This window comes from Psychrobacter sp. M4 (assembly GCF_055699795.1).
Genome location: NZ_CM146740.1, coordinates 3,335,798 through 3,356,770 on the forward strand (window position 1 = coordinate 3,335,798; position 20,973 = coordinate 3,356,770).

Annotated in this window: 22 protein-coding genes; 12 read left to right on the forward strand and 10 right to left on the reverse strand. The window is 42.3% G+C overall.

Annotated elements, in window-relative coordinates; translation table 11 throughout:
• Positions 1–76: 76 nt before the first annotated feature.
• From pheS to rpmI, 3 genes are all read right to left on the reverse strand, one after another.
• Positions 77–1,126: a phenylalanine--tRNA ligase subunit alpha gene (gene pheS / locus ACR63N_RS13970; protein ID WP_472782193.1), complete on the reverse strand. Its 1,050-nt coding sequence runs from the start codon at positions 1,124–1,126 to the stop codon at positions 77–79.
• 291 nt (positions 1,127–1,417) lie between these two features.
• Positions 1,418–1,774, reverse strand: coding sequence for a 50S ribosomal protein L20 (rplT, locus tag ACR63N_RS13975; protein WP_367105489.1), 357 nt, complete (start codon positions 1,772–1,774; stop codon positions 1,418–1,420).
• A gap of 55 nt (positions 1,775–1,829) precedes the next feature.
• Positions 1,830–2,027 (reverse strand): 50S ribosomal protein L35, encoded by a 198-nt coding sequence (rpmI, locus tag ACR63N_RS13980; protein ID WP_367105488.1) that lies wholly within the window; start codon positions 2,025–2,027, stop codon positions 1,830–1,832.
• Between the two features lie 540 nt (positions 2,028–2,567).
• Here rpmI and ACR63N_RS13985 point away from each other — a divergent pair.
• From ACR63N_RS13985 to ACR63N_RS14015, 7 genes are all read left to right on the forward strand, one after another.
• Positions 2,568–3,014 (forward strand): thioesterase family protein, encoded by a 447-nt coding sequence (locus tag ACR63N_RS13985; protein WP_367109279.1) that lies wholly within the window; start codon positions 2,568–2,570, stop codon positions 3,012–3,014.
• Between the two features lie 255 nt (positions 3,015–3,269).
• Positions 3,270–4,184, forward strand: coding sequence for a phosphoribosyl-AMP cyclohydrolase (gene hisI, locus ACR63N_RS13990; protein ID WP_472782194.1), 915 nt, complete (start codon positions 3,270–3,272; stop codon positions 4,182–4,184).
• A 117-nt stretch (positions 4,185–4,301) separates the two neighbouring features.
• Positions 4,302–4,607, forward strand: coding sequence for a Sec-independent protein translocase subunit TatA (tatA, locus tag ACR63N_RS13995; RefSeq protein ID WP_367105485.1), 306 nt, complete (start codon positions 4,302–4,304; stop codon positions 4,605–4,607).
• A gap of 35 nt (positions 4,608–4,642) precedes the next feature.
• Positions 4,643–5,509, forward strand: coding sequence for a Sec-independent protein translocase protein TatB (gene tatB, locus ACR63N_RS14000; RefSeq protein WP_367105484.1), 867 nt, complete (start codon positions 4,643–4,645; stop codon positions 5,507–5,509).
• A 116-nt stretch (positions 5,510–5,625) separates the two neighbouring features.
• Entirely contained in the window at positions 5,626–6,369 is a 744-nt protein-coding gene (gene tatC / locus ACR63N_RS14005) for a twin-arginine translocase subunit TatC (protein WP_472782756.1), read from the forward strand.
• Positions 6,370–6,616: 247 nt separating this feature from the next.
• Positions 6,617–8,113 (forward strand): UvrD-helicase domain-containing protein, encoded by a 1,497-nt coding sequence (locus ACR63N_RS14010; RefSeq protein ID WP_367110738.1) that lies wholly within the window; start codon positions 6,617–6,619, stop codon positions 8,111–8,113.
• A gap of 114 nt (positions 8,114–8,227) precedes the next feature.
• Positions 8,228–9,241: a tRNA dihydrouridine synthase gene (locus tag ACR63N_RS14015; protein WP_472782195.1), complete on the forward strand. Its 1,014-nt coding sequence runs from the start codon at positions 8,228–8,230 to the stop codon at positions 9,239–9,241.
• A 46-nt stretch (positions 9,242–9,287) separates the two neighbouring features.
• Here ACR63N_RS14015 and ACR63N_RS14020 read toward each other — a convergent pair whose 3' ends face one another.
• Entirely contained in the window at positions 9,288–9,713 is a 426-nt protein-coding gene (locus tag ACR63N_RS14020; protein WP_472782196.1) for an MAPEG family protein, read from the reverse strand.
• Positions 9,714–9,727: 14 nt separating this feature from the next.
• Complete coding sequence (locus tag ACR63N_RS14025) at positions 9,728–10,141, reverse strand: OsmC family protein (RefSeq protein WP_367109274.1); 414 nt, start codon at positions 10,139–10,141, stop codon at positions 9,728–9,730.
• A gap of 439 nt (positions 10,142–10,580) precedes the next feature.
• On the opposite strand from ACR63N_RS14025, the gene ACR63N_RS14030 reads away from it, so the two are divergent.
• Positions 10,581–11,102 (forward strand): RNA pyrophosphohydrolase, encoded by a 522-nt coding sequence (locus ACR63N_RS14030; RefSeq protein ID WP_367105478.1) that lies wholly within the window; start codon positions 10,581–10,583, stop codon positions 11,100–11,102.
• A 74-nt stretch (positions 11,103–11,176) separates the two neighbouring features.
• Here ACR63N_RS14030 and ACR63N_RS14035 read toward each other — a convergent pair whose 3' ends face one another.
• Positions 11,177–12,025 carry an NRDE family protein gene (locus ACR63N_RS14035; protein WP_472782197.1) on the reverse strand — a complete coding sequence of 283 codons (849 nt, stop codon included), beginning with the start codon at positions 12,023–12,025 and terminating at the stop codon, positions 11,177–11,179.
• Positions 12,026–12,281: 256 nt separating this feature from the next.
• Here ACR63N_RS14035 and lgt point away from each other — a divergent pair, with 256 nt between their 5' ends.
• From lgt to ACR63N_RS14050, 3 genes are all read left to right on the forward strand, one after another.
• Positions 12,282–13,166: a prolipoprotein diacylglyceryl transferase gene (lgt, locus tag ACR63N_RS14040; protein WP_472782198.1), complete on the forward strand. Its 885-nt coding sequence runs from the start codon at positions 12,282–12,284 to the stop codon at positions 13,164–13,166.
• A gap of 94 nt (positions 13,167–13,260) precedes the next feature.
• Positions 13,261–14,121, forward strand: a complete 861-nt coding sequence (locus ACR63N_RS14045) for a thymidylate synthase (protein WP_472782199.1) — start codon at positions 13,261–13,263, stop codon at positions 14,119–14,121.
• A 33-nt stretch (positions 14,122–14,154) separates the two neighbouring features.
• Positions 14,155–14,742, forward strand: coding sequence for a dihydrofolate reductase (locus ACR63N_RS14050; RefSeq protein ID WP_472782200.1), 588 nt, complete (start codon positions 14,155–14,157; stop codon positions 14,740–14,742).
• Between the two features lie 484 nt (positions 14,743–15,226).
• Here ACR63N_RS14050 and uvrC read toward each other — a convergent pair whose 3' ends face one another.
• From uvrC to ACR63N_RS14065, 3 genes are all read right to left on the reverse strand, one after another.
• Positions 15,227–17,098 carry an excinuclease ABC subunit UvrC gene (uvrC, locus tag ACR63N_RS14055; RefSeq protein ID WP_472782201.1) on the reverse strand — a complete coding sequence of 624 codons (1,872 nt, stop codon included), beginning with the start codon at positions 17,096–17,098 and terminating at the stop codon, positions 15,227–15,229.
• A gap of 205 nt (positions 17,099–17,303) precedes the next feature.
• Entirely contained in the window at positions 17,304–18,830 is a 1,527-nt protein-coding gene (locus tag ACR63N_RS14060) for a DUF3360 family protein (RefSeq protein WP_367105472.1), read from the reverse strand.
• Positions 18,831–19,009: 179 nt separating this feature from the next.
• The gene (locus tag ACR63N_RS14065) at positions 19,010–19,357 is read right to left on the reverse strand and encodes an HNH endonuclease (protein WP_367105471.1); all 348 of its coding nucleotides are present in this window, start codon (positions 19,355–19,357) and stop codon (positions 19,010–19,012) included.
• 192 nt (positions 19,358–19,549) lie between these two features.
• Between ACR63N_RS14065 and ACR63N_RS14070 the strand changes: the two genes are divergently transcribed.
• A complete protein-coding gene (locus tag ACR63N_RS14070) occupies positions 19,550–20,104 on the forward strand; it encodes a DUF4442 domain-containing protein (protein ID WP_367109273.1) in 555 nt (184 codons plus the stop codon).
• A 294-nt stretch (positions 20,105–20,398) separates the two neighbouring features.
• Here the strand turns inward: ACR63N_RS14070 and rplS are convergent, their stop codons facing one another.
• The gene (gene rplS / locus ACR63N_RS14075) at positions 20,399–20,821 is read right to left on the reverse strand and encodes a 50S ribosomal protein L19 (protein WP_367105469.1); all 423 of its coding nucleotides are present in this window, start codon (positions 20,819–20,821) and stop codon (positions 20,399–20,401) included.
• Positions 20,822–20,973 lie beyond the last annotated feature (152 nt).

The window sequence follows — 20,973 nt, forward strand, 5'->3', positions numbered from 1 at the left end:
CTAAGTAACTGGTATTTATCAGTGTTCTTTGCCAGCAGGCTTATATTTCTAATAACCACACTTTTTTAGATGGACGTTAGCTGAACTGCTTTAAAAAGCGCAAATCATTTTGGAAGAACAAACGCAAATCGTCGATACCATAATAAAGCATCGCAAAGCGTTCAATACCCATACCAAAAGCAAAGCCTGTGTATTTATCTGCATCAATACCGCAGTTAGTCAATACTTGTGGATGTACCATACCGCAGCCCATGACCTCAAGCCAGTTGCCGTTGTCATCCAAAATATCAACCTCAGCGGAGGGTTCCGTAAACGGAAAAAACGAAGGACGAAAGCGTACCGTCAACGCTTTGCCGAAAAAAGCTTGCAAAAACTCATTGATCAAACCTTTTAGCTCTGCGAAGGTGCTCGATTCGGTCACCATAAGTCCCTCTAGTTGATGAAACATGGGCGAATGCGTTTGGTCTGAATCATTACGATAGACACGGCCTGGACAGATAATCCGAATCGGCGGCGCATTTTGCTCCATGGTACGAATCTGTACCGGACTGGTATGAGTACGTAGCAGATAATGAGCATCAAAATAGAAAGTATCGTGCATAGCGCGCGCAGGATGATGCGAGGGAATATTCAACGCCTCAAAATTATAGTAATCGCTTTCTACCTCAGGCCCCGTCGCTACGTTAAAACCAGCCTGTACAAAAAACTGCTGCATGCGCTGAGTAATCATAGTAACAGGATGCAGATGACCTTTTTGGGCACCGCGCGCAGGCAAAGTAATATCAATGCGCTCTGCTTCCAGCTTAGTTTGTAGCGCTTTGGCTTCTAAGTGCTGCTGCTGGGAGGTCAGGGCTTCTTGAATACGGCTACGCACTTGATGTAGCCAGCCGCCGTAAGTTTTTTTATCATGACTATCAAGCTTACCCAACTGTTTCGACCAGCCTGTTAAGAAGCTTTTTTTGCCCGTAAGCTGTACTCGTAAGCTTTGGAGTGTGGTCATGTCTAAGGCTTGGGCAATAGAAGTCTCTGCAGCGGTTGCAAAATCGTTTAATTGGGCTTCATTAAGCTCACTCAACTGGGATGGTAGAGTTGGTAGCAAATCGTTGGTGACAGCAGGGGTAGTCATAAGACACAGTATTCCTGATTTAAACAATCTGGTAATTGTAAGGGTTTAAGCAAATATTGCAAATTTTTTGAATAGCGTAAGCTATCATTGGTATAACACTGCTCTACTATAATAAGTGAGCTCAAGATCGGCTAATCATTCATTATAGCCGATCAAGAAATAACTGTTATAAAAAAAGCCACCGACTAGCGGTAGCTTTTTATTAATCGATATTATCTCTATTCTTTAATTAGCAACCGACCTAAACTGATCGGTTGACCGTCAAAGAGCTATTTAAGAGCTATTTAATAGTTAGGCTAATTCCGCTTTTGCTTTTTCAACCAGTGCGCTAAAAGCAGCAGCATCATGCATAGCAATGTCTGCTAATACACGACGATCAATTTCGATATTGGCTTTTTTGATACCATTAATAAAACGACTATAGCTTAAGCCATTTAAGCGCGCGCCAGCATTGATACGAGCAATCCAAAGACGACGAAAAGAGCGTTTTTTGTTGCGACGATCACGATAAGCATATTGACCGGCTTTGGTCACTGCCTGTACTGCTACGCGATAGACACGTGAACGGGCACCGTAGTAGCCTTTTGCACGCTTTAAGATTTTTTTGTGACGGCGATTTGCCTGTACACCACGTTTTACACGAGCCATAATTTACTCCAAGATTTTCTAAATATATTAAGCAATATTAGGTTGTAAAGATCAATTAGATATAAGGGCACATACGACGAACTGCAGCTTCGTCAGACTTATGTACCATCTTTAGACCACGCAACTGGCGAATACGCTTAGGTGATTTCTTGGTCAATATATGGCTTTTGAATGCTTGCTTACGCTTAAAGCCATTCGCTGTTTTCTTGAAGCGTTTGGCAGCGCCGCTTTTAGTTTTCATCTTAACTTTCATGATGATTTGCCTCTTTATCTTTGTTAGAACCTGGTTGTCAAACCTCATAGCAGCTGTTTTTTCAAACAACAGCTTATTCTTGGTTTGCCTTGAGGTGGGAGGCGATATTTTAGCAGAAATACTATCGTATTGCCAAGCAAAGTTTTGATTCAGAGTATCTGTCCTACCCTATCTATTAAGTAAGAACATTTTTACCTACATCTTTATATCTATTTCTTACTTGTTTTATTCCTTTAGTTGCAAAAATTATATCAACAATGCTTCTATGTTCTATTTTTATCTTTTTTGTACCAGTTACTTATTATTAATGCGCAAATATTTAGTATTTAAATATTCTATAGCTAGTAATTTAGATTGTTATTAAAAATAGAGTGTTATTAATTACTTAGCAACAGAGTTAAGTAGAGGTTTGTAGAAAAATTTACAGTCAGTTGTATAATACGACCGCCTACTCCTAAATTTGTTGAATGTCGACCTAAGTTGTGTTTTATTGATAAAAATGACGTTTGGGACGTCCAATAATTACTATAGGAGAAGACGTTGACGAACCAAGAACTAGAATTTGATGATGCTGTATTTGTTTTTGAAACAGTTATGCGTGTTCGTAACATTGAGATTGATGTTGGTCAGTATTTAACCATAGAGTCCCTTACTGCGCTGCTAGCCGAAGCACGAACCCGATTTTTATATTCTAAAGGTATCAAAGACATTGATGCAGATTACCATGGACTAATCGTTGATAATTTGCAATTAAATGTGGTTAGTCGTGTACGAGCAAGAGAGACTTTATTGTTTGAAGTAGGCATAGAGCAGATCTCTGACAAAAGTGGTAACATGGCTATCAAAGTGACACGTATGTTTGATCGATCATTAGTAGCTATGGCAAGTAAGCGTTTTGTACAATTTGATTATCGCTCAAACAAGATTATAGCTTTTAATAATGCAGTCAGAAGAGTGCTAGATCAAAACCCACTTGATATGGATTGATTTGTGTTAAATTGATTATTATCAAATTGCTTACTACTATAAGCCTTTGCTATCATTTTTTATCCTATTGACCTCTTCATAGTCAGCTGAAAACAAAACTAGTATATATATCTAAATATGCTGCTGGTATAAATTTTTTTTGCTGGTTGTTTACATAAGTTTTTCTCGAGGCTGCGTAACCCATGTTCTAAAAGAAAGTATCCTAGCAGCACTATATTCTCTTTAAAGTATATCGACTATATAAGATGACCCATTATGACTGTACCCGCTTGGCTAACTGCTATAAATTTCAACGCTGATGGTCTGATTCCTGCGATAGCGCAGGATTATGAGACTGGCCGTATTTTGATGATGGCATGGATGAACGCTGAATCGTTAAAGTTAACTATAGATACGCAGACAGCGGTGTACTTTTCGCGTTCGCGTCATCAACTTTGGCACAAAGGAGAAACTTCAGGTCATACGCAGCACATACATGATATCCGCCTAGATTGTGATGCTGATGTGCTGGTACTGAGCGTAACTCAAGTTGGCGGTATCGCTTGTCATACTGGCCGTGAATCTTGCTTTTATCAGCGTTTAGACTTATCAGGATCAGAGCCGGTATGGCAAACGGTTGATAAAATTATTAAAGATCCAGCTGATATCTATCACACAAAACCACACAGCTTAGTGCAACACGATACCTACAATAAAGATTTAAATAAAACATCTGCTAGCGCTTATCAAGATATTATCTCTAAAGAAGATGAACAAACTAGGCAAGATACTAGTAACCAAAATAACAATCAAAAGACTACTAACAACCTGCATACACAGATACTGTCGCAGCTCGATCAGGTGTTAATAGAGCGCAAAAAAGCTGATGCTGATAGCTCATACGTTGCTAGCTTATACGCTCGTGGCCTAAATAAAATTTTAGAAAAAGTGGGTGAAGAAGCTATAGAGAGTATCATTGCTGCCAAAGACCTTGCTCAATGCGATCTTCATACAGACAAATCTCAGTATGATGCAGCGCGGCGCGAGCTTATTTATGAGGTAGCCGACGTTTGGTTTCATACTCTAGTGGGTTTGTCATGGTTCGACATTGAATCAGACGCCATTTTAGATGAGCTGGCCCGCCGTTTTGGACTCTCGGGTATTGATGAAAAAGCAGCTCGCTCGTCTTAATTGCCATCTCGACTATCTGGTTTGTTAAATTACTGTTGTTTTTCCCTTTTTCCATTCGAGCACGTTATAATGGTGTCAAGATAAACACCGGTTTCATCAAGACATAAGGATAACGTTATGGGCAGTTTTTCCATTACGCATTGGTTAATTTTATTAGTGGTGGTAGTCGTAGTATTTGGTACCTCCAAGCTTAAAAATGCTGGTAAAGATTTAGGCGGCGCGGTTAAAGGCTTTAAAGAAGCAGTCAAAGATGAAGAAGCTGAAAACGCAAGAAAGCACCGCGTTCTCGATCATGATGCTGGCGTACGTCCTGCAGATACCCAAGTGCGTCAATCAGATAAAGCGGCAAATCCACAGACAAGCACAAAGATTGATGATGTTGACATTACCTCTACTTCTTCAGAAGACAAGCACAAAGTATGATATGTGTAGCGTTTAAATAGTGATGTTTAACCATTATGTTTGATATTGGATTTTCTGAATTACTCCTATTTGGTGTCATTGCTCTAATCGTTTTAGGGCCAGAAAAACTGCCTCAGGCAGCGCGTACTGCTGGGCAATGGTATGGCAAACTGCGGCGTACTGTTTCCACATTGCAATCTGAAATAGAGGCTGAGCTTGATTTGGCTGAAACTCGGCAACAAATGCAGCAAGAGCTTGCTAAAATTCGGCAAACCGAAGCTGACATGAAACGTGAGATGGCCGAGATGCGCGGTAGTCTTAAAGAGTTTGAATCTTCTCAAAACGAGGGTCTACGTGCCAATCAAAAAGCGCCTACCCAGTATGATGAAGATGAAAAAGACCATTTACGGTACCAATCAAAGCCGAATGTTGCTACTTCTGATTATAGTTATGGATCTAATGAAGAGATAGAAAAAGACGAAGAATACTTTGACGAATTCTCTGAAGGTTATATTTGTACTGACGAGGGTGATGATACGCTTTATGCCAATAACGATAACAGCAAAGAAACTATCTCTACCTTAGCTACCGCCAGCACCACTATAGCGCCTGCACTGACTAGACCATGGGAGAATATGTGGTTTCGTCTGGGTGCCTATGACAAAGCTCGCCGCTTACCACCGCCGCCACTTCTGCCCAATTATAAAGCCGATGCGTTACTCTACAACGGCTTTGTACAGCCTGATTTGGACGCCAAGATGCCTGCTATCGAAGCTGACGAATTAGAGTTTGAACCTTTAGAGGATCTGGCAGTAGACAACAGCTCTTTGGCGACATTCTCTACTGACTCTAACCATACCCATGCTCAAAATAAATCGTCTAACTCCTCCTTCTCGTTAAATAAAGATGGAGAGGACAAATGAGTTTGTTCAAACGACAAAAAAGCCGTCAAGAAAAGATAGCGGACGCAGATACTGAGACCTTTGTAGATAGTAGCGCAGACACTCAAGCTGATAGCATATTAGATACGCTAAGTGATATGCCCATCACCGAGCATCTCATTGAGCTGCGTTCGCATTTGATCAAGATATCTTTAGCTGTATTGGTTATATTTTTGGCGCTGGTTGGTTTTTCGCGCGAGCTTTATGACTTTTTGTCAGATCCTTTGGTAGCACAGTTACCCGCCAATTCCACCATGATCGCGACCGATATTACATCCAACTTCATGGCGCCCATTCGATTGACCATATTCGTTGCCGCCTTTTTTGCGATGCCTTATATTTTGTATCAAGTATGGTCGTTTGTAGCGCCAGGTCTGTACAAAAAAGAGAAGAAAATTGCCATTCCTGTGTTGCTATCTTCTATCATTTTGTTTTACGCCGGCGTCGCCTTTGCTTACTTTATCGTCCTCAAAGGCGTATTGAAGTTTTTTATAATGTTTGCGCCGCAAAACGTGTTACCGATGACTGATATTGACAGTTACTTAAGTTTTGCTCTAAAGCTGTTTATGGTATTTGGCATCACCTTTGAGATTCCAGTAGTTACCTTCTTATTGATATTGGTCGGTATTGTCTCCATCAAGAGCCTTGAAGATAAACGCCGTTATATTATTGTCGGCTGTTTTGCCATTGCCGCCGTAGTCACCCCTCCTGATGGGGTTTCGATGTTGATGCTAGCCATTCCCATGTGGCTATTGTTTGAGCTGGGCTTGTTACTAGCTAAAGTATTAATCAAAGAAAAAACAGAGAACGCTTTAGCTGCCAATGAGTCTGCAGATAATTAATGAATCTATTGGTTTAGCTCGCTTAAACAAGGTTGTTCGAGAAATAGATGAGATTTTTGATCACGGGTTTACTGGGATTTTAATACTTAGTTTTAGCAATTATTATTTAGTTTTAGCAATCGTTATAGTAATCACTACCCGCTAAATAGCCATTGTATATGCAGTGGCTTTTTTTAGCCTCACAACTTTTATTACATTTTCATATAAGTTATGTTTTCAGTGATCTAACCAGTTAGGTAGCCTTTTTATGTCCGCATCAATGCCCGCTTATATGAGTCATCCTACTGATGAGCAGCTCAATGCCCTTAACATGGCTATGGATCAAAAGTCATTTAAAGTGGTAGCTTATGCAGGTGCAGGCAAAACAACGACGCTCAAGCTAATCGGTGAGCGGCTACGTGGGCGCGGTTTATATCTAGCTTTTAACAAAGCCATTGCCAACGATGCGCGTGCAAAGTTTCCATCTCATGTCGATTGCCGCACTTTTCATTCGCTAGCTTATCGGCACGTATCACGTGATATCACCGCCAAGCTTTCGCTACCGCGCTTTTCGCCCAAACGTCTGGGTGATGATTTAGGACTACAGCCCGTACAAGTGCGTCGGCAGATGGATGGGATAAATAAATATATTACATTAACTCCAGCACGCTTGTCGCGCTTTGTCAGTGATGCGGTCAGTAACTTTTGTAGTACCCATGCTAGTTATCCGGCACCAAGGCACTTAACATTTCCAAGTTGGCTTGATGAGTCTGATTCTGAGCAGCTACGTGAGATGCTCTACCCTGCTGTTGAGCAGCGCTGGTTACAGTCAATTGATGCACGTCATCCGGCTGGTATTGGTCATGACATTTACCTTAAATTATGGGCATTATCTAAACCCAGCATCCCGGCTGATTTTATTTTATTTGATGAGGCACAAGACGCTGACCCGCTTATGATGGGTATTTTAACGCAGCAATCAAAACAAGTGATTTACGTCGGCGACGCGCATCAACAAATTTATGAATGGCGCGGTGCGGTCAATGCGATGAAAAAATTGCCGCTACCACAAACCCTATTGACGCAGTCGTTTCGTTTCGGTGATCCTATCGCTGATATTGCTAATACTTTGCTCAAAGCCTTACAAGAAGACGTGCCGTTAAAAGGTAATCCCGATAAACGCTCATCGACAGAGAAAGGGATGGTGCATAGTAAAAAGGACGCCATTTTATGCCGTACTAATGCTGCTGCCATGTCGCAATTATTGACAGGACTTAAGCTTGGCCACCGCGTCGCTTTGCAAGCCGATACTGAGCGCATGCTTAAATTCTGCCAAGCTGCCGAAAATCTAAAAAACGGTAAATCTGCTTATGGGGTGCCTGAGCTGGCTTACTTTTATAATTGGGCGGACGTGCAAGAGTACTCTGAAACTAATGAGGGCAGCGATCTGAAAACTTTGGTCAAACTGGTAGATGATCATGGTACTAAAGTACTAAGCCAAGCCGTCAATAGCTTGACCCGTATCGAAAATGCCGATTATGTGATTTCCACCGCCCACAAGGCTAAAGGATTGGAATGGAGCCGCGTGCAGCTGGACGATGATTTTTATTATGATATTACCACTAACGGTATTAAGATTAGCCCCGAAGAGCTGCGCCTGCTCTATGTCGCCTGTACTCGCGCGCAGGCCAATCTTGATATTCATAATATCTTGCCACTGATATCAGGATTGCAGACAGGTAAGAAAGTGATTTATGGGTCCTAACTTTTTAAGTAACTTTTTCAATAAATACCTATTATCCATAAACTTTTATTCTTCTATATAGCTTTTACAAATCACTCTTTATAAATAAATAATAGTATTCAGCAAACAATACCTATGATACAGCAGCTGTTTAACAATCCCGTCCGCCTCCTCGCTCCGATGGAAGGCTTAACCGATCCTTTGATGCGGCAGATTTTGACCCACATTGCTGACGATTTGGGACGGCCTTATGATTGGTCAGTTAGTGAGTTTATTCGGGTGACTCAAACCGTCTTGCCTGCGCATGTGTTTTATAAATACGTGCCAGAGCTGCATCACGATGCCAAAACTGCCTCGGGTACACCTATCCACGTGCAGCTTCTGGGTAGTAATGCGAAGCTTATGGCAGAAAACGCCGCTTTTGCTTGCACGCTTGGTGCTCCTGCTATTGATATTAACTTTGGCTGTCCTGCCAAGACTGTGAATAACCATCGCGGTGGTTCCGTACTGCTTGATGAACCAGAAGTTATGTACGAAATCATCAGCGCAGTACGCTATTCCGTGCCCGCTGATATTCCGGTCTCGGCCAAGATTCGTTTGGGTTATACCGATACCGCAAAGATGGACGATATTCGCAATGCTATCGCAGATAGCGGTGCTGATTGGCTAACCATCCATGCGCGCACCAAAACCCAAGGCTATAAACCGCCTGCTTACTGGGACAAAATTCAAAGCTTTAATAGTCTTAAGATACCCGTCATTGCTAATGGTGAGATTTGGAATAACGAGCAAGCGCGGGACTGTATGATGCAAGCAGGCACAGAGCATCTGATGCTGGGGCGCGGCGCGGTTACCCGTCCGGATTTAATAGCTCAGATTGATAGTGTTAATAAAAACATGCATAGCGCCAATAAAAATTTGCATAGCCAGAGCGCTGCATATCTATCATGGCAAGATTTAATAACTCATCAGATTAAATTCTTAGAAGGTAAAGCTAAAAACGATATAGTACTAGTAGGCCGCTACAAACAGTGGCTGGGTATGCTTACCAAAGGTTATAGCGAGGCACAACTGGTATGGAACACTATCAAACGTGAAAAAAACAAAGCGGCTATTATTGATACACTACGAAAAAGCATGCACCAATAAATACCTACTTAATGCAAAAAGATAAACGGAGCAGTAGTACTAATAATCAAGTGCTAATTCTTATCGCTAAATAAAACAGCATCAAACAACATATTATTGATAATACCCAAAGTACAGAGCGAAAGGTAGGTAGATTAATTATATACGCTACACAGTAACCCACTCGGACCATCACATAAAGCCACGCTAGCGTGTTAATAATGGACTGCGGTACAAAAAACAGCATAGCAACTAATACCGCTACTAAGAATACGGGCAGGGTCTCATAACTGTTTTTTTGCGCGGCATTAGCGCGAGCGGCGGCTCCTGTTGTCCCCTGCAAAAAGTCGCGCGGATGAGCGTTATCTGCAAACTGAAAACCTCCAAATGCCTTTGCTGTCAATGCCATAATCAGCGGCAAAAAACTGGCAACCACCATCGCCCATATAGCAGCTGCTGCTGTATCAGGAATAAACCCAAATAGTCCATTCATAAATGTCTTTGCTCCTAGCTTGCAACTACTTCAAAATCATGAGTAATATTTACCCCGCCTTGTACCAACATGCGACTTGCTGAGCAGTATTTCTCGCTTGACAGCTTAATGGCCTTTTCAACTTGCTTATCAGCAACTCCTTGACCGGTCACTACAAAGTGCATATGAATATCGGTGTATACCGCTGGTATAGTCTCTGCGCGCTGCGCAGTTAGCTCACAGCGCACATCCGTCACCGCTTGGCGAGACTTTTGTAAAATTGAGATTACATCATAGCTGGCGCAGCCGCCAAGACCGAGCAATACTAGCTCCATGGGGCTTGCACCTTTTTCTTTGTCGGCATCAATTTGTACATTGTGCCCTGACGGAGACACGCCCATGAATGCCTTATTTTCTTGCCAGGTTACACTTGCTTTTGACTCTGCCATTACTCATTATCCTTGTTATAAGTGCTGATCTATAAGCTTTTGTCTGCTAGATACTTTTATCAATCGCTATTGACTGCTATAAACAATACTTGCTTAGTGTAACATAAGCTAAAATAGGATTTTATAACTCATCTGTCACCTGTTCAAATGACTTTCAAAGCTCGCAACGAGCATAATGAACAATCCCTATTTCATCTACGACTACGCTCTAAGAGGTCTACAAAACCACTGCCATAAGCCTTTGATTTTATAGATTTAAATTCATGAAACAATTTATAGCAAAATAGAGTTACACATTTAGGCCATTTCTTGGTTTAATGAGGGTAATGAATCTTGTTTTATCAGCCTATCAATACCATTCATCTAATAATAACTATGATTGTTGTATTTTTTATGTTGATAACACAAGCTATTTTTATATAATTTCAAGGATTTAGTCATGATAGATGCAGACGGCTTTCGAGCCAATGTCGGTATCATCTTGGCAAATACACAAGGGCAAGTTCTGTGGGCAAAACGTGTTGGTCACAACGCTTGGCAGTTTCCTCAAGGCGGTATCGACCGCGGCGAGACGCCAATGGATGCAATGTATCGCGAACTCTGGGAAGAGGTCGGATTATACCCACGTCATGTAGATTTGCTCGCGGTTACGCAAGATTGGCTGCGTTATCGTCTTCCCAAACGCTATGTGCGTCATGGACAATATCCCCTGTGTATTGGGCAAAAACAGAAATGGTTTTTGCTGCGCTTAGATGAGCCGAATACTCAACATATTCGCTTCGATGAAGGTAAACCTGAATTTGATCACTGGCAATGGGTTAGCTACTGGTACCCCTTAGGTCAAGTGATTCACTTTAAACGCGGAGTATATCGCCGAGCGCTACAAGAGCTGGCTCGCGAGCTGCCACTTAAACAAGAGCTCATTATTCCTGAGCAGGATAATCATTTATTGATAGAATAAACGCTTATATTTTTACAGATAGCTAATAACTAAATACCCACTTTAAGTTTATTGAAGTGGGTATTTTTATTGTCTTATAGGTCACTCTTCTCCAAAGATTGCTCAAATTCGCGGCTAATAATGTTAGCCCTACTGTAGGTTTTTATAGCACTATCATCAGTGTCAGTTTTATCATGACGTAGCGTTAAAATACTTTGCGTGCGCGTACCATAATTTGGCCTGACGTTATCGCTACCTTGAGTCAACTCAACAGGATCTATATAAATTGACGATAACGCCTGCTCAATTTCGCTGGCGATACCTGTGTTAGGTAGCTGATCTGGCGGTGCAGGCGTATCATCAGACATCACGGCAAAAGCGGCCTGTTGCCAATACTCAAGCGCGTGTTTCTCAGCGATTAAAGGCAGTACCTCTTGGCGCAATCGACTACGTAGCTTTTCGGTCTTAAACCATCCTTCCTCAGGTTGACCGTTTGAGAATACATGCAATCCTGCATGTAGCGGCGTTGGTGCATAGCCACGATTATTAACCACGACCGCTTGCTTATTATCGCCAATAATTAAATTAAACCCGGCATAATCTTGCAATCTAATCTGCCGTGCAAAGGCCATTGGACTTAGATCACTGGTCAAAAAATCAGTGACCAGCTCGCCACGAGAACGCTCATTTGCACTTGCTTGCACCCCGTCTCGAAAGTTTAGCACCGCCGCCCAGCGTCCATTTTGCTGATAAGTAGTGGACTGCTTTTGTTGATGAATACCAAGCCATGTCCCGCCGCTTTGGCTATCGCGTCCGGCGTATACAGGCAGATCCTTCCATTGATACAGAGGTTCGGTTGGACGCGCTAAAAACTCATCACGATTGGATAATAAAACTAGTGGCAACTCTTCAAATAACTGCCAAGCAATGGCGACTATACACATAGGTTTCCTTCGTTCTGTTGCGTCTTATTTTTATAAACTGTGCTGTTGCTGTTCTTTATAAACTGGCTATAGCGGATGTTTAATTTTAGCGATTATCAATCCTGTTTTATGTTAATGGTTTTTGTCAGTCTTTTATAGAGAATTTTAATTATAAAATGAGGGAGGGCAATAGGTTTATAATAACGATGATAGTATGCCTGCGAGATGAATTTTGCTATCATGAGCAGCATTCTGTTATCGAATTTATGACGTTCTTATGATTATTCATCCGCAGTATGACCCCGTTGCCATGTCGCTTGGTCCTATAGAAGTTCATTGGTATGGACTAATGTATTTGCTAGCCTTTGCTGCTGCTTATGGCCTAGCTTGGTATCGTAGTACCAAACGCGATGCATGGTCGACCGATATGGTCTCTGATCTGGTCTTTTTTGGTGCGCTTGGGGTTATATTAGGTGGACGTATTGGCTACGTGCTATTTTATCAGTTTGGTGAATTACTACAAAAACCTGCTTATTTATTTAAAGTCTGGGAAGGCGGCATGTCTTTTCATGGCGGCCTCATCGGTGTGGCGCTTGGTATGCTGTACTTTGCGCGCAAATACAAAAAGACGCCTTTTCAAGTCCTTGATTTTATTATTCCTTGCGTGCCAACAGGTCTACTATTTGGACGTATCGGCAACTATATCAATGGTGAGCTATGGGGACGCGTCTCTGATGGTGGTTATAACTGGCTGACGTATTTTCCGCAAGCTGCCGCTTTTGATATGCAGCTACTACAAACCAATCCAGCGCTACAAGAGTTGATGCTTGAGGTGAATGGACAATACTTACTACCCCGTCATCCTTCACAGTTGTATGAAGCCTTTGCTGAAGGGCTATTGCTATTTATATTGCTATGGTGGTATTCGTCCAAACCGCGTCCGCGTATGGCAGTGACTGGCGTATTTATGCTAGGTTATGGTCTTAGCCGCTTTATTATTGAGTTTTTCCGTCAACCCGATATTGACCAAGGATTCATTTTATTAGGCTGGATGACTAAAGGTCAGATATTAAGTGCCCCGATGATTATTATTGGCGTAGTACTGCTTATTCTTGCTTATAGGCAAGATATTTATGACTGGGGTAAACAAGCAGCTTATTAATTATTGTTGTTTATAAAGTAACTGTATTTGTTGCTATTTTGTCAGAGGTTTATTAAAGACCATTTTGATTAAATAATGAATGAAGAGCGAGTTTATGATTACCAGTAAAAACGAGCAAGCTTATCTTGATCTACTCAGTTACGTAATGCAGAACGGTACCGAAAAAGGTGATCGTACGGGCACTGGTACGCTAAGTCATTTTGGCGCGCAGCTGCGTTTTAATTTAGCTGATGGCTTTCCCTTATTGACCACTAAAAAAGTGCACCTTAAATCCATTATCTATGAGCTACTATGGTTTTTGAGTGGTAGTACTCAGGTCGATTATTTACAACAAAATAACGTACGTATCTGGAATGAATGGGCAACCGGCGAGCAAACCGCGCGCTTCAATCGTCCGGCAGGTGACTTGGGACCTATTTATGGTCACCAGTGGCGTAACTATGGGGCAAGTAAAGATGCGAGCGGCAACTATAACTCTGATGGCGTCGATCAAATCGTGCAAGTGGTTGAGCAAATAAAAACCAACCCCAATTCAAGGCGCTTGATCGTCTCAGGTTGGAATCCTGTAGAGGCCAACCAAGTGGCTTTGCCGCCTTGTCATACGCTATTTCAGTTCTTTGTGGCAGACAACAAACTGTCCTGTCAGCTCTACCAACGTTCAGCCGATTTGTTTTTAGGCGTGCCCTTTAATATTGCCAGCTACGCGCTTTTGACTCATATGGTAGCGCAAGTTTGCAACTTAGAAGTTGGCGAGTTTATTTGGACAGGCGGTGATTGTCATATTTATCAAAACCACCGCGAGCAAGTTGAGCTGCAACTTACGCGCACGCTGTATGACTTACCGACCCTAAAGCTCAATCCGAATATAAAAGATATTTTTGCTTTTGACTATGACGATATTAGCGTTGAAGGTTACGAGTCACACCCGGCTATCAAAGCAAAGGTGGCAGTGTAGTTGGTTCATTGGTATAAATAATAAGGATATTTTATGAGTTACGCTCATACCGAAGTGGCGCAAATTGCCGCTATTAGTAGCAATCGCTGTATTGGCAAAGATAACGAGCTGCCTTGGCACATCTCAAAAGACTTGCAGCATTTTAAAAAGATGACAACCAAACAAAGTGCCGATAGCAATGACAGCACTGGCGGCATTCAGGGTATTGTCATTATGGGTCGCAAAACTTTTGAGTCAATGGGCAGCAAACCCCTTCCCAAACGTGTCAGCTTTATCGTTACCACGCAATTAGATTATGCCGAGCAAAAAGGTCTTGAGAATAAAGACAATGCTTATGTAGTGCATAATTTGGATGATGCGCTCACGCAAGCGGCAAGCCTTGCCCATGGCGCGCATCTAGATACTATTTGGGTGATTGGCGGTGAACAAGTCTTTAAAGACGCTATGATGTTCACTGACCGTATTGAACTTACTTACGTTGATACGCAGATTGCAGAGTGTGATGCTTTTTATCCTGAGCTACCAAGCGACTTTGTGGTGACAGAAGGTTCTGAGCAGATGCATGATGAGAAAAGTGGGTTAGATTTTAAATTTGCGACTTATAAAAGAAAAGAAGGTTAACGTTGGCTAGTGTGGCGTTTATTATTTATGACTTATTATTAAAGAGGAGAAACTACTTATGGAAAATTAAAAAAGCTCAGCAAAATTAATTACTGAGCTTAAAAAACTTTTATATAAGGCAACTATGGAGCTAGGCTCCCTTATTAGCTTACCTATGAAGTTTTGGTTTACCTGTAGGAAGGTCCATATACTTTATAGCAAATGCTAATCTTTGTCTACGCCTCCATAGTTATAAAATTTCTATAACAAATATGGAGAAATAGATGACAACAGTATATTGTCGTTATCCTAAAGCTGTGCACGTGCGTTGGTACTGGAGGTACAGATTCGATCGTTGGGAACGTGTTTGCGAACACTGTCGTAGCTATCCAAATCAACAGTTAAGTTTCAGTTTTTAACAGTTAGAAACTTTTGATTGTTCAATATTATTAGCTTTAAAATGACAATAGTCTTAGGCTGTTGTCATTTTTTATAACCTATCAAACTATTCATGCAATACTTTATAAATAGTATTCGCCAGTACCGGACCGATACCGGACACGCCTGCCAGCTCCTGCTGAGAAGCCCCAAGCAATTGCTGCATACCGCCAAAGTGATTGAGCAAATCGCGGCGGCGCTTCTCTCCAAGTCCGGGGATGACTTCCAGCACTGATGAGGAACGGCGCTTATCACGCTTTTTACGGTGCGCAGTAATAGCAAAGCGGTGCGCTTCATCACGAATATGCATCAGCAGGTGCAGCGCCTTGCTATCCATAGGCAGATCAAGCGGCTCATGATCTAAGAAATGCAGCACCTCAAGGCCAGCTTTACGCCCCTCACCTTTAGCAACTCCAATCAACAAAGTATCACCTAAAACACCTAATTCGGTTAGCACCTCTTTTGCCATACTCATCTGCCCTTTACCGCCATCGACGAGCAGTAAATCAGGCAGTGGCTGCTTTTTATAACGGCGCTCTAGCACTTGTTTCATCGCCGCATAGTCATCACCGCCTTGAATACCGTGAATCGCGTATTGCCGATAATCACGCTTGCGCGCGCCGCCTTGATCAAACACCACGCAGCTTCCTATAGTCGCCTCGCCCATCGTATGCGAGATATCAAAACATTCTATGCGGTCAATGGGTCGGTTGGTTACATCGGCAAGCACGTCTTTTAGAGCGTTGAAACGAGCATGCAATTCTAGATAGTCGCCGAGCTTAGTTTTAAGCGCGTTATTAGCATTTAGAGTTGCCAAGTCCAGCCACTCAGCACGATGCTCACGGACATTAGTCTTGATAACCACTTTACTATCAAAATGCGTCTCCAGTGCTTCACTGACCGCACTTTGATCCGGTAGCTTATGACTTAAAATGATCTCACTTGGTAAATCATCAGTCACCTGAAAATAAAACGAGGTAATAAAGGCTGATAAATTTTCCGCTAGTGGCTCACTGCTATCGACGTCTGGGAAATAGTTTTTGCCGCCTAGCACTCGTCCGCCGCGAATAGTCAACACATTGACACAGCTCATGCCCGCTTGACTAGCAATGGCAATCACATCAGCTTCCCCTTGCACCGTATAGACTGCTTGCCGCGCTTGTACTTCACGTAGCATAGAGAGCTGGTCGCGGTAGAACACTGCTTTTTCAAAGTCCAACTCCTCAGCCGCGCCTTCCATTTTTTCTATCAGTGCGCTATGGATGTCGCTTGAATCACCTTTTAAGAAGCGAATGGTATTATTGACGTCTTCCGCGTACTCTTCTGGCGACACTAAGCCCACACAGGGTGCGCGACAACGCTTAATTTGATACTCAAGGCAGGGACGTTTACGCTGTTTAAAAAAGGTATTGCTGCATTGGCGCATCTGAAACATTTTTTGCATCAAGACTAAGGTCTCTTTAGCAGCATGCGCCGATGGAAAAGGCCCAAAAAAGCGTCCCTTTTGATGATTGCCTTTACCGCGCCCATAAGCCAGTCTTGGATAAGGTTTGTCCGCTGAGATAAAAACATACAGATAGGACTTATCATCACGCAGTAGTACATTATAAGGCGGACGATGCTCTTTGATAAGATTTTGTTCAAGAAGCAAGGCTTCAGTCTCGCTACGGGTAATAATGGTTTCAATATTATGAATACGCGCGACTAGTGCTCGAGTTTTGGGATGATCAATGGTCTTAGCAAAGTAGCTGTTGACGCGGCTTTTAAGAGATTTGGCCTTACCTACATAAAGAATATCACCATTTTTACCCAGCATCTTGTAAACCCCTGGCAGATTGGGCAGGCGTTTAATAAGATGCTTTAAACGCACCTGTCTATCGTCCCGACTTTCTGCTTCGGTTTTGCCATCAATGATATTCGTGTCTGAAACTTTGGCCATAGCTACTGGTTCTCTTATAAGGATAGTTTTATAAAGGTACTGGAATATGACTGGAATATGGCTATTTATGGGGCGATTTAAGTTAAATTGCAAGCAGCGTTATTAGCGCTGATAGCAGTGAAATATAAATGAGCAATAGAGTACAGGCTCAAAAAAAGCCAGCACGTCGCTGACTTTTTAGGTATGAATAAATTAGCAAAAAATTTTAATGACGAAAGTTTGGTAGCAGGGCTGGGATACCCGGCAACATACCGACCACTGCCATAACGCCTGTTAGTACCACAAACATAACCACAGGAATAATCCAGCGGCTCATTCGAGTTAAGTTCGCACTACGCTCTTTGGAGCCAATCAGTCCTAAGTTATCGAGCAACAAAGTAATGGACCAACCAAAGGCTGGATTTACTAAAGCTGAGGCAAAGACTACAATAGCAGCAGACTGCGTGGTTTTACCTTCACGTGTCATCTCCATACCCGCCTCTAGTAGTGGAATGAAAACCCCAACAATGAGCGCCACGCACATGACTGGCTCCCAAATGGCCAAATCCATCGGATAACCCCAAAGACCAGCAATCACACAGAATAACGCCGTTAAGACTGCGCCTGCTGGGATAGGACGCTTAGCAATGGCTGCTGGGACAATATAAGTGCCCCATGAGGATGCAAAGTTAGTACCGCCCAATACCGAACCGGCCACTTGACGAAACGAGGCGCTAACCATCGTATCATCAATATCCATCAATACGCGTTCGCTACGTTTGGGGTAGCTGATTTTTTGGAATACCTGATGTCCTAAAAAGTCAGGCGACCACATGGCTACTGCCAAAATGGCAAAGGGCAATACCACAATAAAACTCTCAATCGTTGGTAGACCTAACATCCACCCTGTATCATCGCCCCACCAGTACATCGGATTCATATTAGGCAAACCGGGACCCGTATGAAACTCAAAAGGCGCGCCCATGGCAAAGGCAACACCGCCACCAAGCAAACAGCTGAGCGGTACGGCAAGCCAGCGCTTATTGTAATTTTCTAGTACTGCATAAAGTATGATAGTCAGCAAAATCACCGTAAAAGCGATATGCGACATACCGATGCCTTCTGCCCACGCAAATAAATTTTTAACTTGCGAGGTGGTACCAATAAAGCCCAGATACAACAGTAGACCACCGCACACGCCTTTACTGGTCAAATTTGCCAGTAAACTCCCCCCTTTACTGATCGCCAGCAAAAGACCAAAAGCCCCGATAAGCAGACCAAAAGCCATCGGATGGCCGCCGGCAGCAACTACAATAGGAATCAGTGGAATAAGCGGGCCATGAGTACCAGCTAGATTGGCTGTCGGTAGCAAAAACCCTGAAAACAGAATGATAAAGAACGAGACAATTAATAGCTCGTAACGCACGTTTTCTAATACAAAAGCTTCACTAAGCCCTAACGGCCCAGCAAAAGTTGCCGCAATAGCGCCCACCATGACTACTTTACCAATGGTCGCTGCCATAGCCGGAATGGTATCTTCATATTCAAAACGATAATCACGAAAGGGCAAATTAGGCCGCCAGCGTTTAGGCTGCATGATTTGTAGTTCATGGTTAAGATAAGCGTCACGACTTTCAAAGCTGGCACTTGGTTTGTGTAGCTCTGCATAGTCTTTTGATAGTTTTTGATCGTAATCGGATGGATTTGCTTGCCGAGGATTAGGTTCTAGATCGCGAACCCGAGCATTACTCATCACACCTCCTTATGTTGACTGAGACTTTGAACGGCCATTTGGGGATTTGTTTTACAAGGATTGTATAAAAAACAAACAGCCGAGGCTAAATTGGCAGTCATTGTATGCTATCAGACTTACGAATGCGAGTTTTGCGCGCGAAAAATTGCATACTCTTATCTATTGTTGATATCGTATCGTTAACTTCTAACCCTAATCTTTAAACCCGCTGGGCGCTTTTTCACCCAATTGACAAATTTTTGTACTTCGCTATGAGCCTGCAGACGCTCAATGGTATGATAATAGCTAGAGAGTTCATGATTATCGAAAATACTATGGATTTGACTGTGGCAAGGTCGACATAACATAGCGATCTCCGTCTGCATCTCTTTTTTACTAAATTTGCGCTGGGTACGTCCCTTATTATGGCGGGCACGTGGAATAAGGTGATGACGGGTTAGCTTTAGTCCATTACGGCCACATAGCTCACATATATCATTTGTAACGTCTAAACTATCATTAGCGCTATTATTATAGTGTTCACTCATGACAACCTCCTTCTAACTTTATTCTATACTATTCATTTAGATCAGATCAGAGGTAACAGAAAAGAGTCTTATAATCTAGTTACGCTTTAATGCTAGTGACGCTTACTTTTTTTAATTATGATAATTATTTTTGCTAAGCTTAAGTTTAGGATATATACCACTGATATGATCGTTAAGAAACAAGGATAAAGTATGAGCCTATTCCCAAAAAATTTAGAGACGTTGAAACGTAGGACCAAACAAAACGTGATGCCTATGTTGACACCGCATCTATTAAAGCTGCGTATCAATACTTATGCGCCTTACGTTGGTGCTGGTATCAAAATTGAGCATGTCGATTTAGACCAAGGGCTGTGTGTGGTCAGTATGAAACTTACTACCTTGAATAAAAACATTGTAGGTACCCAATTTGGTGGTAGTCTCTATTCAATGGTTGATCCTTTTTATATGATCATGCTTATGCATCAGCTGGGTAGTAACTACGTAGTATGGGATAAAAGCTCACATATTGAATTTGTCGCGCCTGCTCATAGCAAAGTTACTGCGCGGATGAAAATTCCGCATACTGAGATCATAACTATTCAGGAGTTGGCGCAAAATGGCGAAGCGGTATTTCGTGAGTACGAAACCGACGTCGTTGATGAACAACAAAAAGTAATCGCTACTGTCACCAAGAAGATTTATATTCGACTAAGAAAATATAGTAAGTCTAAAGATCAAAGTATCCGTATGGATATAGCGAATTAAAAATGTTTAAAAGTAGTTTCCTTCGTCCTTTGCTTCTCAGTTTTATGACCTCCAGTTAATTTCTCAACTTATAAACGCCCATACAAAAACCCCAATTTGGCCTGAGCACAAATTGGGGTTTTGTCTTTTTGGTATGCCCGCTTAGTTATAAATAAACCTATGAATAAGGGCTTGTATCTATTACTGCTTAGACTGCCACAAAATAAGTGGCTGAGCTATGACAGTAAGCTTAAGCACTACGCTTAAATCAAACATTGCTCAAATAGGACAATGCTTAAACGTAGATACTCAAATTTAGATACCAGGCGCTGTTTCAACAGCATCAGGTACGCCTGCGTCAGTTTTCTTCTGAGCGGTTGGGCGTGCGCTAAGCTTCTCGCGAATACGTGCTGATTTACCAGAACGCTCACGCAAGTAGTATAGCTTGGCACGGCGAACAGCACCACGGCGTTTCACTTGAATGCTGTCAATGATTGGTGAATGCAATTGAAAAGCACGCTCAACACCGACACCGCTTGAGATTTTGCGCACAGTGAATGCTGAATTCAGACCACGGTTACGCTTTGCAATAACGACGCCTTCAAAAGCCTGTAGACGCTCACGCTCACCTTCACGTACCTTTACTTGAACCACGACAGTGTCGCCAGGGCTAAAACTTGGACGCTCAATTAGCTGGGAATTTTCAATACTTTGAACCAATGGATGTTTGCTGCTCATGAGAGTGATCTCCTCACATTAGATAATAGAGGCTTAACGCATATTACCTGTTTGTAGTAATTAATTACGCCTAACTTTAATACTTATATTAATCTAATACTTGTATTAAATAGGCACAACATAAATGGGATTTAACAAACGGCCACTGCTGC

Coding starts and splice junctions, on each gene's coding strand:
- pheS (WP_472782193.1), bottom strand. CDS start 1,126: ATGACTACCCCTGCTGTCACCAACGATTTGCTACCAACTCTACCATCC.
- rplT (WP_367105489.1), bottom strand. CDS start 1,774: ATGGCTCGTGTAAAACGTGGTGTACAGGCAAATCGCCGTCACAAAAAA.
- rpmI (WP_367105488.1), bottom strand. CDS start 2,027: ATGAAAGTTAAGATGAAAACTAAAAGCGGCGCTGCCAAACGCTTCAAG.
- hisI (WP_472782194.1), top strand. CDS start 3,270: ATGACTGTACCCGCTTGGCTAACTGCTATAAATTTCAACGCTGATGGT.
- tatA (WP_367105485.1), top strand. CDS start 4,302: ATGGGCAGTTTTTCCATTACGCATTGGTTAATTTTATTAGTGGTGGTA.
- tatB (WP_367105484.1), top strand. CDS start 4,643: ATGTTTGATATTGGATTTTCTGAATTACTCCTATTTGGTGTCATTGCT.
- tatC (WP_472782756.1), top strand. CDS start 5,626: ATGCCCATCACCGAGCATCTCATTGAGCTGCGTTCGCATTTGATCAAG.
- ACR63N_RS14010 (WP_367110738.1), top strand. CDS start 6,617: ATGTCCGCATCAATGCCCGCTTATATGAGTCATCCTACTGATGAGCAG.
- ACR63N_RS14015 (WP_472782195.1), top strand. CDS start 8,228: ATGATACAGCAGCTGTTTAACAATCCCGTCCGCCTCCTCGCTCCGATG.
- ACR63N_RS14020 (WP_472782196.1), bottom strand. CDS start 9,713: ATGAATGGACTATTTGGGTTTATTCCTGATACAGCAGCAGCTGCTATA.
- ACR63N_RS14025 (WP_367109274.1), bottom strand. CDS start 10,141: ATGGCAGAGTCAAAAGCAAGTGTAACCTGGCAAGAAAATAAGGCATTC.
- ACR63N_RS14030 (WP_367105478.1), top strand. CDS start 10,581: ATGATAGATGCAGACGGCTTTCGAGCCAATGTCGGTATCATCTTGGCA.
- ACR63N_RS14035 (WP_472782197.1), bottom strand. CDS start 12,025: ATGTGTATAGTCGCCATTGCTTGGCAGTTATTTGAAGAGTTGCCACTA.
- lgt (WP_472782198.1), top strand. CDS start 12,282: ATGATTATTCATCCGCAGTATGACCCCGTTGCCATGTCGCTTGGTCCT.
- ACR63N_RS14045 (WP_472782199.1), top strand. CDS start 13,261: ATGATTACCAGTAAAAACGAGCAAGCTTATCTTGATCTACTCAGTTAC.
- ACR63N_RS14050 (WP_472782200.1), top strand. CDS start 14,155: ATGAGTTACGCTCATACCGAAGTGGCGCAAATTGCCGCTATTAGTAGC.
- uvrC (WP_472782201.1), bottom strand. CDS start 17,098: ATGGCCAAAGTTTCAGACACGAATATCATTGATGGCAAAACCGAAGCA.
- ACR63N_RS14060 (WP_367105472.1), bottom strand. CDS start 18,830: ATGAGTAATGCTCGGGTTCGCGATCTAGAACCTAATCCTCGGCAAGCA.
- ACR63N_RS14065 (WP_367105471.1), bottom strand. CDS start 19,357: ATGAGTGAACACTATAATAATAGCGCTAATGATAGTTTAGACGTTACA.
- ACR63N_RS14070 (WP_367109273.1), top strand. CDS start 19,550: ATGAGCCTATTCCCAAAAAATTTAGAGACGTTGAAACGTAGGACCAAA.
- rplS (WP_367105469.1), bottom strand. CDS start 20,821: ATGAGCAGCAAACATCCATTGGTTCAAAGTATTGAAAATTCCCAGCTA.